This window comes from Streptomyces sp. NPDC001108, from assembly GCF_053598535.1.
Genome location: NZ_JBSFKL010000014.1, coordinates 123603 through 138692, shown reverse-complemented (window position 1 = coordinate 138692; position 15090 = coordinate 123603). Strand labels below are relative to the sequence as shown.

Annotated in this window: 14 protein-coding genes; 10 read left to right on the top strand and 4 right to left on the bottom strand. The window is 72.9% G+C overall.

Features of this window, described 5'->3' with window-relative positions; all coding sequences use genetic code 11:
* The first annotated feature begins 106 nt into the window (after positions 1-106).
* Positions 107-1465, top strand: a complete 1359-nt coding sequence (locus tag ACWC97_RS27110; protein ID WP_450652067.1) for an FAD-dependent oxidoreductase — start codon at positions 107-109, stop codon at positions 1463-1465.
* 149 nt (positions 1466-1614) lie between these two features.
* Here ACWC97_RS27110 and ACWC97_RS27105 read toward each other — a convergent pair whose 3' ends face one another.
* Both ACWC97_RS27105 and ACWC97_RS27100 read right to left on the bottom strand, forming a co-directional pair.
* Positions 1615-3510: a right-handed parallel beta-helix repeat-containing protein gene (locus ACWC97_RS27105; protein WP_450652066.1), complete on the bottom strand. Its 1896-nt coding sequence runs from the start codon at positions 3508-3510 to the stop codon at positions 1615-1617.
* A 244-nt stretch (positions 3511-3754) separates the two neighbouring features.
* Positions 3755-4420 carry a class I SAM-dependent methyltransferase gene (locus ACWC97_RS27100; RefSeq protein ID WP_352275879.1) on the bottom strand — a complete coding sequence of 222 codons (666 nt, stop codon included), beginning with the start codon at positions 4418-4420 and terminating at the stop codon, positions 3755-3757.
* A gap of 80 nt (positions 4421-4500) precedes the next feature.
* Here ACWC97_RS27100 and ACWC97_RS27095 point away from each other — a divergent pair, with 80 nt between their 5' ends.
* From ACWC97_RS27095 to ACWC97_RS27070, 6 genes are all read left to right on the top strand, one after another.
* Positions 4501-4845 carry a hypothetical protein gene (locus tag ACWC97_RS27095; RefSeq protein WP_352275881.1) on the top strand — a complete coding sequence of 115 codons (345 nt, stop codon included), beginning with the start codon at positions 4501-4503 and terminating at the stop codon, positions 4843-4845.
* 67 nt (positions 4846-4912) lie between these two features.
* Complete coding sequence (locus ACWC97_RS27090; protein ID WP_352275883.1) at positions 4913-5230, top strand: DUF4333 domain-containing protein; 318 nt, start codon at positions 4913-4915, stop codon at positions 5228-5230.
* 98 nt (positions 5231-5328) lie between these two features.
* Complete coding sequence (locus tag ACWC97_RS27085; protein ID WP_450652063.1) at positions 5329-5859, top strand: GNAT family N-acetyltransferase; 531 nt, start codon at positions 5329-5331, stop codon at positions 5857-5859.
* 239 nt (positions 5860-6098) lie between these two features.
* Positions 6099-6839, top strand: coding sequence for an enoyl-CoA hydratase family protein (locus ACWC97_RS27080; protein ID WP_352275886.1), 741 nt, complete (start codon positions 6099-6101; stop codon positions 6837-6839).
* On the top strand, positions 6827-7465 hold the full coding sequence (locus tag ACWC97_RS27075; protein ID WP_450652061.1) for a TetR/AcrR family transcriptional regulator: 639 nt from the start codon (positions 6827-6829) through the stop codon (positions 7463-7465). Before ACWC97_RS27080 ends, ACWC97_RS27075 begins: the two co-directional genes overlap by 13 nt.
* An 85-nt stretch (positions 7466-7550) precedes the next feature.
* Complete coding sequence (locus ACWC97_RS27070) at positions 7551-9125, top strand: alpha/beta hydrolase (protein WP_450652059.1); 1575 nt, start codon at positions 7551-7553, stop codon at positions 9123-9125.
* An 81-nt stretch (positions 9126-9206) separates the two neighbouring features.
* Here the strand turns inward: ACWC97_RS27070 and ACWC97_RS27065 are convergent, their stop codons facing one another.
* The gene (locus ACWC97_RS27065; RefSeq protein WP_450652057.1) at positions 9207-10316 is read right to left on the bottom strand and encodes a citrate synthase 2; all 1110 of its coding nucleotides are present in this window, start codon (positions 10314-10316) and stop codon (positions 9207-9209) included.
* Positions 10317-10548: 232 nt separating this feature from the next.
* Between ACWC97_RS27065 and pdxH the strand changes: the two genes are divergently transcribed.
* Together pdxH and ACWC97_RS27055 are read left to right on the top strand one after the other, a co-directional pair.
* Positions 10549-11175 (top strand): pyridoxamine 5'-phosphate oxidase, encoded by a 627-nt coding sequence (gene pdxH, locus ACWC97_RS27060; protein ID WP_385208642.1) that lies wholly within the window; start codon positions 10549-10551, stop codon positions 11173-11175.
* A 377-nt stretch (positions 11176-11552) separates the two neighbouring features.
* Positions 11553-12908: a PAS domain-containing protein gene (locus ACWC97_RS27055; protein ID WP_450652055.1), complete on the top strand. Its 1356-nt coding sequence runs from the start codon at positions 11553-11555 to the stop codon at positions 12906-12908.
* Positions 12909-12926: 18 nt separating this feature from the next.
* On the opposite strand, the gene ACWC97_RS27050 is transcribed toward ACWC97_RS27055, so the two are convergent.
* Positions 12927-13682, bottom strand: a complete 756-nt coding sequence (locus tag ACWC97_RS27050; RefSeq protein WP_352275893.1) for an SIS domain-containing protein — start codon at positions 13680-13682, stop codon at positions 12927-12929.
* Positions 13683-13899: 217 nt separating this feature from the next.
* Here ACWC97_RS27050 and ACWC97_RS27045 point away from each other — a divergent pair, with 217 nt between their 5' ends.
* Complete coding sequence (locus ACWC97_RS27045; protein ID WP_352275894.1) at positions 13900-14592, top strand: metal-dependent transcriptional regulator; 693 nt, start codon at positions 13900-13902, stop codon at positions 14590-14592.
* The last annotated feature ends 498 nt before the right edge of the window (positions 14593-15090 follow it).

Here is a 15090-nt window from a genome sequence, read left to right as displayed (position 1 = left end):
GTCGTTGGTCCGCGTGGACCGCGTACCTCGATAGGGGGCCGATGCCGCGCCGCCGACGTGAGGCCCACGGCTGTGCGGCCCGGCCCTGTCGCCACGGGAGGCACAGGTGGAATCAGCTCGAAGCAGCCGAGGCGCGGGAGCGGGCCACGCCGTGGTCGTCGGCGCGGGCGTCGGCGGGCTCTGCGCGGTCCGCGCGCTCAGCGAGTCCTTCACACACGTCACCCTCGTCGAACGGGACACCGTGACAACGAACGGAACCCCCAGGCGCGGGGTGCCGCAGGGAGCGCACGTGCATTCCCTGACGTCCCGCGGCGCCACGGTCCTGGAGGAGTTCTTCCCCGGCTTCATCGACGAGCTCGCCGCGGAGGGAGCCACCGTCGCAGAGGCCCTCGGTGAACTCGACATCGTGTTCTTCGGCTCCCGGCTGCGGCGGGTGCCCCTGGACAGGGTGGTCCAGGTAAGCCGGCCGTTCCTGGAGGACAGGCTGCGCGACAAGGTCCGCGCCCTGCCCAACGTCACCTTCCGGCACGGAATGGAGGCGGTCGGCCCGGTCGCCGGGGACGGCACCCGCGTCACGGGCGTGCGGCTGTCCCGTCCTGGCGTGCCGGAGTCCGGCGAGGTACTCGACGCAGACCTGGTCGTGGATGCCATGGGCCGGGCGGGACGCGGTGCGACCTGGCTCAAGTCCCTCGGTTACCAGAAGCCCTCCGAAACGCGCCTGGGCGTTGACGTCGGCTACGCCAGCCGCCGCTTCCGCGTCGCCGCGGACGCGGTCCGCACGGACAAGGGCGTGCTGATCGGTGCGACCCCCGCCCGCCCGCGGGGCTTGGTCCTCACCCGGCAGGAGAACGACCTGTGGGTGCTGTCCCAGTACGGGTTCGGCAGACGGAACCACCCGCCCGCCACCCATGAGGAGTTCCTCCCTTACGCCCAGGAGCTGCTGCCGGTCGGCGCCTGGGAGACCCTTCAGGACGCCGAGCCGGTCACGGACGTCACCGCTTTCACGTACCCGGCGTCCGTAAGGCGCGACTTCCACCGGCTCCGCGAACTTCCCGACGGGCTCCTCTCCACCGGCGACGCGTTGTGCAGCCTCAACCCGATCTACGGTGCGGGTATGACGGTCGCCGCTCTGGAGGCCGTCGCGCTCCGGGCCTGTCTGGCGGACGGCACGCGGGACCTGCCACGACGTTTCTACAAGGCGGCCGCCCGGGCCTCGTACCTGCCCTGGTTGTTCTCCACCATGGCCGATAGGGCGCTGCCCTTCGTGCCCGGTACCCGCCCGGTCGTAGCCCGTACTCTGGCCGCTTCCTTCCGGGCCACCATGCGGGCCGCCTCAGCCGACGCCCACGTCGCCGCCGCCGTCTGGAACGCCGTCAGCCTGACCGGTTCCCCATCGGCCTTGGCCCGGCCACGCGTTCTGGCCTCGGTACTGCGGGAGTGGTCACCACGGACCGGCAGCAGGTAACCGCGGACGCCGCGGCCCTGACCTGCGCGCCCGAGGGGTGGCGGACCTTCATCGGGAGCGTGGCCGAAGGCGGGCTGTAGGACCTGCCCCGGGTGCTGGGCCTGTCCGGGCCGTACGGGGGACCGTGCGGCCCGGGTGGCGGGTTCGGGTCAGACGCGGTTCTGGCCGGGGACGGTGGTGGAGCCGGTCCAGTCGAGGGCGGCGCCGGAATCGGTGACGGCCAGGGCGGTCGCGGGTGTCCAGGCGTTCCCGCTCAGGTCGTTGCCCGCGATGAGGGCGCCGGTGGCGGTGGTCGCGGTGGTGATCCCGCTCGCCGTCGTCCCGTCGCCTCTGCGGACCTTGTTGTGGGTGACGGTGCAGCGGACCGCGCCGTCCGAGAGCCGGATGCCGGCCGAGGCCGCGCCCACGATCTGGTTGCCGGTGATCAGGGCGTCGCCCAGGGTGCCCACGAAGATCCCGTGGTTGGTCGCCGTGGTGTCGACGCTGTTGCCGCCGACCGTGGCCCCGGTGTGGTTCGAGATGTTGATGCCGTTCGACCCGGTGGACCGGACGGTGTTGTTCGCGACGGTCGCCCCGCTTCCGGCCTGGACGAGGATGCCGGTGCCGCCGGCCGTGTCGACGCTGTTGCCGGTGATGCTCGGGGACGTGCAGGAGGAGACGCGGATGCCGGTGCCGCCCGAGCCCCGTACGACGTTGTCCGCGATCTTGACGCCGGAGACCTGCGCGGTCGGGTAGCCGAGGACGGTGATCCCGGCGTCGGCGGCCGGGGCGTCGATGGTGTTGCCGGTAATGACCAGGGAGTGCGGGGTGAGCGAGAAACCGGCGCCGACCGGATTCGGGTGCGTCAGCCGGATACCGGCCGCGCCCGTACCGCTGATCACGTTGTTCGCGATGACCGCGCGCCGCCAGCCGTACCCGTGGATTCCCTCGGCGGCGGTGCCCTCGATCCGGTTGCCGGTGATCTGGATCCCGTCGAAGTACCGGTCGGGGGCGGCGGCGTGCGAGCCGACCGCGCGGCCGAACGGGCCGAGCCGGTCGGACGGGCCGAAGAAGCAGCCGGACACGACGATGTTGTTCGCCGTGGTGTCGTCGAAGTCGCCGATCGAGCTGGACCCGGGCTTGGCGATGTCGATCTGGATCGCTTCGGACGTGCCCCGGTTCTTCTCGTCCGTCGTGTCCCTGAAGCCGAGGAAGCGGCAGCCGACCGCCCGGCCGCCGTCGACGGAGTTGAACTCCAGCGCGTGCGCCGCGCTGACGTCGGTCACCGTCACGTCCCGCACGGTGATGTCCCGGGCGTGGATGAAGTTCATGACGTCGGTCAGCGCGGTGACGGTGCCGGACGTGCCATCGGCCGCGTTGCCGTCCCAGGTGCCGCCCAGGACGTTGATGTGGGAGTGACCGCCGTAGCCCGCGAACGTCTCGTCGGGCAGGAAGTTGCGCAGGATGCCGGAGTTCCCGATCGCGCGGAGCGTCGCCCCGTAGGCGTAGATCGTGGTGTTGTCGAAGACGACCAGGAACGTGCCGATGCCGTACGTGCGCCCGGCGGGGACGATGACGGTGCCGCCCCCGGCGCTGTGTGCGGCGTCGAGGGCGACCTGGATCGGCAGCCGGTCGTCCGCGACGCCGTCGCCCACCGCCCCCTGGACCACGAACAGCCGGGCGGCGTCGGAGTCGGCCGGCCCGGGGGAGAGGTCCGGCCGCGTCACCGGGGCGCCCGGGTATGGCACGGCGGACTGCGCCGGCACGCCCGCCGCCAGCTCCCTGCCGTCCTGGCGCCACCGCACCGGGTTCCCGGCCGCGTCCGTGTACTCGTACTCGATCGCGGGGACCGCGCAGGCGAACGGGGGGATCGTCCCCGGCGAGGCGTGGCCGGCCGGGTTGCTGCGGAGTTGGCCGAGCGGGGTGACTCCGTCCGACTGGTAGAGCACGGTGACGAGTTCACCTGTATCGGCGATACGGACGAGCAGCGGGTGATCGGGGACGACGTCGCCCGTTCGGGTGGTGAGGACGTCGGTGGGGGCGCCGCCGAAGGTGTACAGGGACATGAGGGACCTCCTGGATCGGGCGGGCGGGGGCAGGCGTTGGCGGCCCGCAGAGTGCCGGTGCCGTCCTGCGGATACCACATACCCGGAGGCGCCCCGGGCCGCTCGTGCCGATCCGGCCGGATTCCCCGCTGCGGGACCGGCCGACAGGGAGGGCTACGACCCAAAGATGCGGACGGCAAGAACCCGGACGCCTGATCGCCTGACCGCCTGACCTCGGCTCCGTGGGCGCGCCCGGCCGGTCTCCTCAGCCCCGCTCGGGCTTACGGGCGAGGAGCGTGGCGTAGCTCCGTTCGGCTCCCTCGGCGGGCTCCTCCACCAGGCGCGCGGTGAGAGTGAGCCCGGCCTGTTGGAGCAGCTCGGCGAGCCGGTCGGGCGGCAGCAGATGGGACTCGTACGAGACCGGGCGGCCGCCGTACGCCTGTGTCGGGCGCAGGTGCTGGCCGTGCCCCACGTGCCCGGCGAGCATCAGCCGGCCGCCGGGCGCCAGGACACGTTGGAACTCTCCGAACACCAGCGGCAGCAGCTCCGGCGGGGTGTGGTGGGTGGAGTAGTAGGCGAGAACGCCTCCAAGGACGCCGCCCCGGACCGGGAGCGCCGTCATCGAGCCGACGCAGAAGCCCAGGTCGGGGAAGGCGCCACGGGCCAGCCCGACCATGGCTGGCGACAGGTCCACGCCGAACATCGGCACCCCTCGCGCCGCGAGGTGGGCGGTGACCTTCCCCGGCCCGCACCCCAGATCGGCCACCGGCCCGATCCCGTCCGCCCGTACCGTCTCCGCGAAGACGTCCAGCATCCCGCGCGACAACGGGTCCAGCTCCGCCGGAGACTTGACTCGTTCGACGTAGGCGGTGGCGACGGTGTCGTACGACTCCCGGACGGCGGCGAGGTGGGAACGGGAGAGGTCGGTCACGCGGGCGTCTCCAAACGATCGCTTCGGTGTCGGCGGGCGAGTCGGCTGTCGGGAAGTGGCCGACGGAGCCGCCGTACTGCGTGACGGTTGTGAGTGCCTCGACCTCCAGCACGGTCGCGGTCGTCACGAAGGCCAGCCGCACCCCCGACGACAACGGGGCGATCCGCTCGACCACTTCGCCCGGGAACTGCGCGCGTGCCGCCGTGGGCAACCGCCAGGGCAACACTCCGGCCCCGGTTCGCTCCACGTCCAGCGTGCTGCGGAACCTCACTGGACCGCTGATGAGCGGGGGTCTCGTGTACTCCGCCGGTCATGTCCGCTCTTCTCGCCGCCGCATCGACGACCAGCCGGACGCCGCCGTCCCGTGCAGCGTACTCATGGGCTGGAGCGCCCAGTGGCGCGGTGTGGTCGAACACCACATGTAGTAACGGTAGTTGGCGCCTGCGAAGACTGCTCTTGCCGCGGCTTCGGCAGGAGCGGTAGGAAACCGTTGTGACTGAACAAGGGAAATTCTTCCGTGCCCTCGTAGGGCTCTCGGCCGTGGTCGTCGCCGTCTGCGCGATCTTCGTGACCGTCAAGGTGGTGGGTAGTGAGCCGCAACGCCTGTTGGATCAGGAAGCGGTGGAGCGGCAGGCGTCAGCGACCGTGCGCTCCGGGAAGATGTCCCGGGACGGCGTGTTCTGCCCTGCGGCGATAGAAGCGAGGAAGGGCAACACATTCGAGTGCGACGTCTATGTGGCGCCCGGTGAGTCCCAGAGCGTCGAGGCCGAGGTCGTCGATGACCAGGGCAAGATCAGAATGTCCTCCTGATCGTTTCGGAACGCGGCCGGGTCGGGGCCGGAGCGGGATGCGAGTCGGGCGCGGGGGCACCGGGGCCACCGGGGACCGTATGTGCCTACTCTTCCACCATGGACGACAACGCGCACGGCATGCGGATCAGACCGGGCGGCCCGGCCGACGCACCCGCCATCCTCACCATGCTCGACTCGGCGGTGGCCTGGATGAACGCCCGTGGAAACACCGAGCAGTGGGGCACGACGCCGTATTCCCGGATACCCGGCGGGGTGGCTCGGATCGACCAGTACACGACCGAGATGTCGCCGTTCGTCGCGGAGTTGGACGGAACGCCGGTCGGAGCTCTGGTGCTGGACACCGGCCCCAGCCCGAAGATGCCGATACCGCCGGCCGACGAACCGGAGCTGTACATCAGGCTGTTGGTCTCGGACCGGGCCCACGCCGGCCTGGGCATCGGTGCGGCGCTGCTGGCCCGTGCCGTGGCGGAGACCCGGCGGGCCGGTGTGGAACTGCTCCGGGTGGACTGCTGGGCGGGCGGCGGCGGCGAACTGGTCGCCTACTACGAGCGCAACGGCTTCACCCCCACCGACCGCTTCCTGTCCGGGACCTGGCCGGGGCAGGTGCTGGCCCGGAGGGCGGGCTGACGGCTGTCGGCGGATCGGCCTGCGGGGACCCGGACGGACGAGCGGATGGAACGCCGTACGACCGGCCCGCCGCGTGACCGTCCGACGGGCCCGCCGCGTGACCACTCTCCGTACGGCCGCCCCGGCACACTACGGGGAGCAAATCATGCAAGCGTGCTTGATTGTTCTCGGTCCCGCTGCCACCCTCGACGCGACGGCCCCGCAGGAGGCGGGGCGGGTCCACAGGAGGAGAGTGACCGATGAGCCGGCTCGCCGCGCCCGTCCACGACCGGGGCATCACCACCCTCGCCCTCGACGCGCCCGCCCACCGCAACGCGCTCTCCGCGGAACTCGTCGACGAGCTCACCGCCGCCCTCGACACCTGCGCGGACGACGAAACCGTACGGGCCGTCGTCCTCACCCACACCGGCAACACCTTCTGCGCGGGCGCCGACCTCACCGCCCCGCCCGAACCGTCGGCCCTCGTCGCCCTGATGCGGCGGATCGTGGCCCTGCCCAAGCCCGTCGTCGCCCGGGTCACCGGCCACGTCCGGGCGGGCGGGCTCGGCCTGCTCGCCGCCTGCGACATCTCCGCCGCCGGGGACGGCGCCTCCTTCGCCCTCACCGAATCCCGGCTCGGGCTCGCCCCCGCCGTGATCTCGCTGCCGCTGCTGCCCCGCACCGATCCGCGCGCCCTCGCCCGCTACTACCTCACCGGCGAGCGCTTCGACGCCGCCGAGGCCGCCCGGATCGGCCTGGTCACCCTCGCCGCCGACGACGACGTGGACCAGGCGCTCGCCCCCGTACTGGACGGGCTGCGCCGGGCCTCCCCGCAGGGGCTGGCGGCGTCGAAGGAGCTGGTCACGGCTACTGTGCTGGAGAGTTTCGACCAGCACGCCGAAGACCTCATCGCCCGCTCGGCGGCCCTCTTCGCCTCCGCCGAGGCCCGGGAGGGGATGACGGCCTTCCTCGAACGACGGGAGCCCGCATGGGTGCTGTGACACCCCCCAACGGACGCGCCCCCAACGGACGCGCCCCCCACGACCGCGTCCCCGCCGACCGAAGCCCCAAGCAGGACCGCAGCCGTGCCACCCGCAAGCGCCTCCTCGAAGCCGCCGTCGCCTGCCTCGCCGAACACGGCTGGGCCGGCTCCACGGTCTCCGTCGTCGCCGAACGCGCCGGAGTCTCGCGCGGCGCGGCCCAGCACCACTTCCCGACCCGCGAGGACCTGTTCACCGCGGCCGTCGAGTACGTCGCCGAGGAACGCTCCGCCGCCCTGCGCGCCCTGCCCGTCCAGGGCCGCGCCGAGGTCGTCGCCGCACTCGTCGACCTGTACACCGGACCGCTCTTCCGCGCCGCGCTCCAGCTCTGGGTCGCCGCCTCCAACGAACCGCAGCTCCGCCCCCGCGTCACCGAACTCGAAGCCCGCGTCGGCCGCGAGACCCACCGCATCGCCGTCGAACTCCTCGCCGCCGACGAGACGAGGCCCGGCGTACGCGAAACGGTCCAGGGCCTCCTGGACATGGCCCGGGGCCTCGGCCTCGCCAACGTCCTCACCGACGACACGGCCCGGCGGCGCGGGGTCGTCGCGCAGTGGGCGGCCCTCCTGGAACGCGAACTGGGCTGAGCGGCGACAAGTAGGGCTGGCACCAACAGGGTTGGGGTGCTGGCCGCAGTGATCACCGACGTGCCGCGCGGCTAGCGTCGACCGCGTGAGACACGGACAGAGCAGAGCGAACAGACCACTCCTCACCCGCACCGCCGTCCTGGCCGCGGCCACGGCCCTGCTGGCCGCGGCCTCCGTACCGGCGTCCGCGAACGCGGCCGCCGCCGGGGCCACCGCCCCCGGCCTCGACCGCTACTACCACCAGCGCCTCGACTGGGGCGGCTGCGCCACCGGCCCCGACGACACCGTCGGCCACGACCTCGACGAGGCCGGGGTCCAGTGCGCGGACGCCACCGTCCCCCTCGACTACGCCGACCCCGGCGGCCGCACCCTCACCGTCGCCGTCTCCCGGCTCCGCGCCACCGACACCCGCCACCGCATCGGCGCCATCCTGCTCAACAACGGCGGCCCCGGCGGCACCGCCGTCGAGTCCCCGCCGCACGTCCGCGACGTCATGAAGGGCGTCGGGGCGCGCTACGACATCATCGGCTTCGACCCCCGCTTCGTCGGCCGCAGCACCCCCCTGGACTGCTCCTGGCCCACCGGCATCTTCTTCCGCTCGGCCGGACCCGACCGGGCCGGCTTCGACCGCCAGGTCGCCTTCCAGAAGAGCCTCGCCGACAAGTGCCGCGCCACCAACGCCGACGTCCTCCCGTACGTCACCACCCGCAACACCGCCCGCGACATGGACGTCATCCGGGGCGCACTCGGCGAACGGAAGATCTCCTACCTTGGCTACTCGTACGGCAGTTACCTGGGCACCGTCTACAGCCAGATGTTCCCCGGCCGCTACGACCGGATGGTGCTCGACGGGGTGATCGACCCCGACGACTACGGCCCCCTGCTGCTGCGGGACGCGGTGCGGGAGAACGAACAGGCGCTCACCGCCTGGGCCGGCTGGGCCGCCGACCGCCACGACACCTACCGCCTCGGCCGCACCCGTGCGCGGGTCCTCGCCACCGTCGACCGCGTCGCGGAGGCCGCCGCCCGCAAGCCGCTGACCCTCGGCACCGGGGCCGACACCTTCCGGGTCGACGCCTCCCACGTACCGCTGCTGCTCTTCATGTCGCTCGCCGACGACCACGACGAGACCCGCGCCGTTCTCGGCGAGACCGTCTCCGCGCTCGCCGAGGCCGCGAAGGGCCGCTCGACCACCCTGTCGCCCGGGTTGGCCGAGGCCCTCCGGTTCACTCTGACCGGCGCGGGCTCGCCGACCGGCAGCGTGCAGCTCGCGATCATCTGCGGCGACCGGGCCGCGCCCCGCGACCCCGAGAGCTACTGGCAGGACATCGAACGCGACCGCGCCGCCCACCCGCTCTTCGCCCCCATGACCGACAGCATCACGCCGTGCTCCTTCTGGGACCGGCCCGCCGAGCCGCCGACCCGGGTCGACAAGGACGCCCCCGCACTCCTCGTCGCCGCCACCGGCGACCCCCGCACCACCTACCGCGGCACGCTCGCCCTGCACGCCAAGCTCCCCGGCTCCCGCCTGGTCACCCTCCCCGGAGCCCTGCGCCACGCCCTCTACGGCGAGTACGGCAACGCCTGCGTCGACGCCCGCGTCAACAGCTACCTCGCCACCGGGAAACTGCCCGCCAAGGACCTGACCTGCGCCAAGTGACGGAGACGGAAAGGGGCGGGAGGTGCCCGGGCACCACCCGCCCCGCCGTCGGTCCGTTGCCGGTCCGCCGTCGGTCCGCCGTCAGTTCCCCAGGTCCGCGAGCTGCTCGTACCCCTCGATCTCACGCGGGTCGCGCGGCCCCGGACCCATGTACCGCGCCGAGGGCCGCACCAGCCGCCCGGTCCGCTTCTGCTCCAGGATGTGCGCCGACCAACCCGCCGTACGGGCACAGGTGAACATCGACGTGAACATGTGCGCCGGGACCTCCGCGAAGTCCAGCACGATCGCCGCCCAGAACTCCACGTTCGTCGCCAGCACCCGGTCCGGGCGCCGCGCGTGCAGCTCCTCCAGCGCGGCCTTCTCCAGCGCCCGCGCCACCTCGTAGCGAGGCGTCCCCAGCTCCTCGGCGGTACGCCGCAGCACCCGCGCCCGGGGGTCCTCCGCCCGGTACACCCGGTGCCCGAAGCCCATCAGCCGCTCGCCCCGGTCCAGGGCCTGCTTCACGTACGCGGTGGCGTCGCCGGTCCGCTCGATCTCCTCGATCATGCCGAGCACCCGCGACGGCGCACCGCCGTGCAGCGGCCCCGACATCGCGCCCACCGCCCCCGACAGCGCGGCGGCCACGTCGGCACCGGTGGAGGCGATGACCCGGGCGGTGAACGTCGAGGCGTTCATCCCGTGCTCGGCGGCGGACGTCCAGTACGCGTCCACGGCCTTCACATGCCGGGGGTCCGGCTCCCCGCGCCACCGGATCATGAACCGCTCGACCACCGAACCGGCCTTGTCGATCTCGCTCTGCGGCACCATCGGCAGCCCCTGCCCGCGCGCCGACTGGGCCACGTACGACAGCGCCATCACGGCGGCCCGCGCCAGGTCGTCGCGGGCGGTCTCCGCGTCGATGTCGAGCAGCGGGCGCAGCCCCCACACCGGTGCGAGCATCGCCAGCGCGGACTGCACGTCCACCCGGATGTCCCCGGAGTGCACCGGGATCGGGAACGGCTCGGCAGGCGGCAGCCCCGGGTTGAACGCCCCGTCCACCAGCAGGCCCCAGACGTTCCCGAAGGACACATGGCCGACCAGATCCTCGATGTCGACGCCCCGGTAGCGGAGCGAACCGCCTTCCTTGTCCGGTTCGGCGATCTCCGTCTCGAACGCGACGACTCCCTCTAGACCCGGTACGAAGTCGGACATGGCGGCTCCCTCGGTCGGCGGCTCTGCGGAGGCCTCAACGGCCTGCCTCAAGATACTGGCGGGATTCCCCCGGTACGGGGAAGCGTGACGTCCGGCACAGGCGTGCGCGAAAGGTGCGCGTGGCACCCTCCTTGCCGGGCCGCGCGGACCACTGCGGCAGGATGACCCCGTGCCCACCGCAGACTCCTCCTCCTCAGACTCCTCCTCCGATTCCACCACCGATCCGGCCGCGATGCGCGAGCAGTACCGTTCCGAGGCCTTCACCGAGGACACGCTGGCCGACGACCCGATGCGGCAGTTCGCCCACTGGTTCCGGCAGGTCGCCGTCGGCGGTCTGCTCCACGAGCCCAACGCCATGGTGGTCTCCACCGCCACCCCGGACGGCCGCCCGTCCTCCCGCACCGTGCTGCTGAAGAAGTACGACCAGCGCGGCTTCGTCTTCTTCACCAACTACGAGTCCCGCAAGGGCCGCGAGCTGACCGCCAACCCCTACGTCTCGCTGCTCTTCCCCTGGCACCCGATGGCCCGCCAGGTCGTCGTCACCGGCCGTGCCGACCGGACCGGCCGGGACGAGACCGTCGCCTACTTCCGCAGCCGCCCGCACGGCTCCCAGCTCGGTGCGTGGGCCAGCGCCCAGTCGACGGTGATCGGCTCCCGGGAGGAGCTGCTCGCCCGCTACGAGGAGCTGGCGGCCCGCTACCCGGAGGGCGAGCAGGTCCCCGCGCCCCCGCACTGGGGCGGTTTCCGCGTCGTCCCCGACACCATCGAGTTCTGGCAGGGCCACGAGAACCGCCTGCACGACCGGCTGCGGTACGTGCGCGAGGGCGAGCAGTGGCGCGTCGAGCGCCTCTGTCCGTGACCGCGGTGCCGGAGAGGGCCGCACACGCAGAAACCCGCAGGCTCTGGTCCCTCCTCACGGAGGGGCCGGCCGGACTTACCGGCGAGCCTGCGGGTCGGTGACTGCTTGGGATTGGCCGACGGACCGGCCTGCACTGCAAAGAGCGCGACGACGGGCGTCAGCCCGCAGCCACCTCACGAGTCCGAGAAGAAATCACTTCTGGAACACCTCCTTTCTTCGCTGGTCCCAGCCTAGGAACCGCCCCCGCACCGCACAAGGGAATTAAATCCGGCGCGCGGCGGCAGCCGATTTCCGGGAAGTCGGTGTGGGCCGGGTCGCCTTCGAGTTCAATGGTCTGACGTGCGGAAATACCGAATGCGTCCTGCGGGGGGTACGGGGTGAACGCGTCCACGAGCAGTGGAACGACCGAGGCGCTCGGGCCCGACGAGCAGCCGGGGCCCGGGGCCGAACTGCTGGCGGCCCTGCTCGACGGGATGGACGCCGCGTTCTGCGCGTTCGACGCGAAGGGCACCATCACCCACTGGAACCGTGAGGCCGTCCGCATCCTGGGCTGGTCCGCCGAGGAGGCCGTGGGGCGGGCCGGTTTCGCCGGGTGGGCGGTGCGGCGGGCGGACGCCGGGGAGGTGCAGGCCCGGCTGATGGCGGCCATGGACGGGGCCGGGCGCCGGGTCCACGAGTTCGCGCTGCTGCGCAAGGACGGCGGGCGGGTGCTCGTGCGGACCCAGGCGGCCGGGGTCCGGGGCGCGGACGGCCGGCCGGCCGGGGTGTACTGCGCGTTCACCGAGGTGCACGCGCAGATCGGCCTGGAGCGGTCCATCGCGCTGAGCGAGGCCCTGTTCGAGGACGCGTCCTGGGGCGTGGTCGTCGTCGACGCGGACCTGCGCCCGGCGGTCGTCAACGCGTACGCGGCCCGCGCGCTGGGCGTCGGCCGTACGACGATGCTGGGGCGCCCGCTGGGCGAGCTGATCGTGCAGGGCGTCGAGGACCTGGAGGGCGCGTTGCAGCACGTGCTCGCCGAGGGCGCGCCACCGGCGCCCGCCGAGCAGTGGGTGACGCTGCGGACGCCGGAGGGGGAGCGGCGCCGGTGCTGGCGCAGCGGTTTCATGCGGCTGGCGTCGCCGCTGGCCGAGGAGCCGGTGCCGCTGGGGGTCGGCTGGGTGTTCCAGGACGTGACGGCGGAGCGGCTGGCGGCGGCGGAGGCGGACCGGACGCGGTTCCGGTCGAACCAGCTGCACCGGGCGTCGCGGGCGGCCTGCGAGTGCGAGGACCCGATGGAGGCGGCGACGTCGTACCTGGACTTCGCGCTCGCGGGCTTCGCCGACCACGCGCTGGTGGACCTGGTGTCGGGGGAGCGGCTGGTGCGGGTGGCGGCGACGCCGTCCGGGGAGCCGGGGCCGTGCCTGCCGGTGGCCGGTGGCGGTGTTCCGCTGCGGTACGCGCCGGGGCATCCGGCGCTCCAGGCGGTGGACCGTACGGGGTCGGTGCGGGCCAGCGCGGGGAGCGGGGCGGAGGCCGCGGCGTGGGCGGCGGACCGGCAGTGGCCCGCGGACGCGGTGCACGCGCTGTGCGCGGTGCTGCGGAGCCGGGGGCGCACGCTGGGCGTGGTGACCTTCCTGCGCTCCGCCCACCGCACCGCCTTCGAACGGCCCGACGCGGTGTACGCGGAGAGCGTGGCGGTGCGGGTGGCGGCGGCGGTCGACCTCCGGCAGGCGCTGGCGGCCCGGGGCGTCTGACCGCGACGGCCCGGCGGGCTACTGGCGGTAGAAGATCCGGTCGCGGTACTCCGTCATGACCCGGCCGTTCCACTCGTGGCCGCCGTCGACGTTCCCCGAGCGCAGCATCGGCGGCTCCACACCGCGCGCCACCAGCTGTTCGGCCGCGGCGGCCATCATGGCCTGCATCAGGGCGCTGGTGACCACGGTGGAGGCGGGGGCGAACGGGGCCTCGATCCCTTCGAGGGTCAGCTCCGCGTCGCCGATGGCGATCTTGCTGTCGAGCACGATGTCGCAGTGGTCGCGGAGGAAGCCGCCGGAGCTGTGCCGGGAGCGGGTGGTGTCGGCGTACGCCACCGAGGTCACGCCGATGACCTTGAGGCCGAGCGCCCGGGCGTTCACCGCCATCTCGATCGGCAGGGCGTTGCGCCCGGAGAGCGAGATGATGACGAGGACGTCGCCGGCCCGGGCGGGGCTGGAGTCCAGCACGGCACCGGCCAGCCCGTCGACCCGTTCCAGCGCGGAGCCGAGCGTCGCGGGCATCACGTCGACCCCGACCGTTCCCGGTACGGCCAGCAGGTTCATCAGGGCGAGGCCGCCCGCCCGGTAGACGACGTCCTGGGCGGCGAGCGAGGAGTGCCCGGCGCCGAAGGCGAAGAGCCGGCCGCCCGCGGCGACGGTGTCGGCGATCGCGGCACCGGCGGCGGCGATGTTGCCGGACTCCTCGTCGCGTACCCGTTCCAGCAGGCCGATCGCTGCGTCGAAGAACTGACCGGCCAGCTTGCTGTCGCTCATCGAGGAGCCCTTTCCGGCGGTGGGGAGGGGGAGGAGACGTTCGGGGTGTCCGTGCCGCCGATCACGTTGCGGTCTGGACCAGTGACCTGTCAATACCGCCCGGGCGGCTCCAGCGCACGGCGTTCGGCAGGGGAGGCACGGTTGTCGGTGGTATGCGTCAGAATTGGTGGCAGGGCCAGCACACGACTTCTTCCTGTCACAGCACCGAGGGGCACGAATGTCCGGACTGATCGACACAACGGAGATGTATCTCCGCACCATCCTCGAACTTGAGGAGGAAGGCGTGGTCCCCATGCGCGCCCGGATCGCGGAGCGGCTCGACCAGAGCGGCCCGACGGTCAGCCAGACGGTGGCGCGCATGGAGCGCGACGGGCTGGTGCAGGTCGCGGGCGACCGGCATCTGGAGCTGACGGACGAGGGGCGCCGCCTCGCGACGCGCGTGATGCGCAAGCACCGGCTCGCGGAGTGCCTGCTCGTCGACGTGATCGGCCTGGAGTGGGAGCAGGTCCACGCCGAGGCGTGCCGCTGGGAGCACGTGATGAGCGAGGCCGTGGAGCGGCGGGTGCTGGAGCTGCTGCGCCACCCGACGGAGTCGCCGTACGGGAATCCGATCCCGGGCCTGGAGGAGCTGGGCGAGAAGGCCGAGGCCGACCCGTTCCTCGACGAGGGCATGGTGAGCCTGTCGGAGCTGGACCCGGGCGCGGACGGCAAGACGGTGGTCGTGCGCCGGATCGGGGAGCCGATCCAGACGGACGCCCAGCTGATGTACACGCTGCGGCGGGCGGGCGTGCAGCCCGGTTCGGTGGTCAGCGTGACGGAGTCGGCCGGCGGGGTGCTGGTCGGCAGCAGTGGTGAGGCCGCCGAGCTGGGGCCCGACATCGCCTCGCACGTCTTCGTGGGCAAGCGCTGATCCCCGTCGGCGCGAGCTGATCCCCGCTCCGGTTCCCGGGGCCGCTCCCGCTCCGGTCCCCGGGGCCCGTTCCCGCTCCGGTCCCCGGGCGGGAGGGACTGTCCCCGGCGTAACCGAGGGTGCCCTTACTGTCCCCTTTTCTTTTTCTCTGTCCCGAACCGCAGCGCTCCGACGGATTGCGTGCCAGGCTGTCGCTGAGGCATACCTGGGGGTGTCGGCCGCTGGGCCGCGCGGTCGGGAGGGGGCACAGGCGCATGCACCCGTCGCAGTCGCACGCGCGTGTCCGGCAGGTCCGGCGCGCGAACGGCGCGCGCGGCCGCAGCGTGCCGCCGCGAGCGGCCTCCCGTACAGCGAAGGGCCCCGGCGCCGTGCGGCGCCGGGGCCTGCCCTCCCCTGCTTCGACCTGGAGCCCCGAGCTCTCTAGGTCGTTCCCAGCGGGCCCTCATCCCCGAGTGGCCCGCCTCCCGCTGAAGATCTCCCCTCCGCCACCGGCATCAA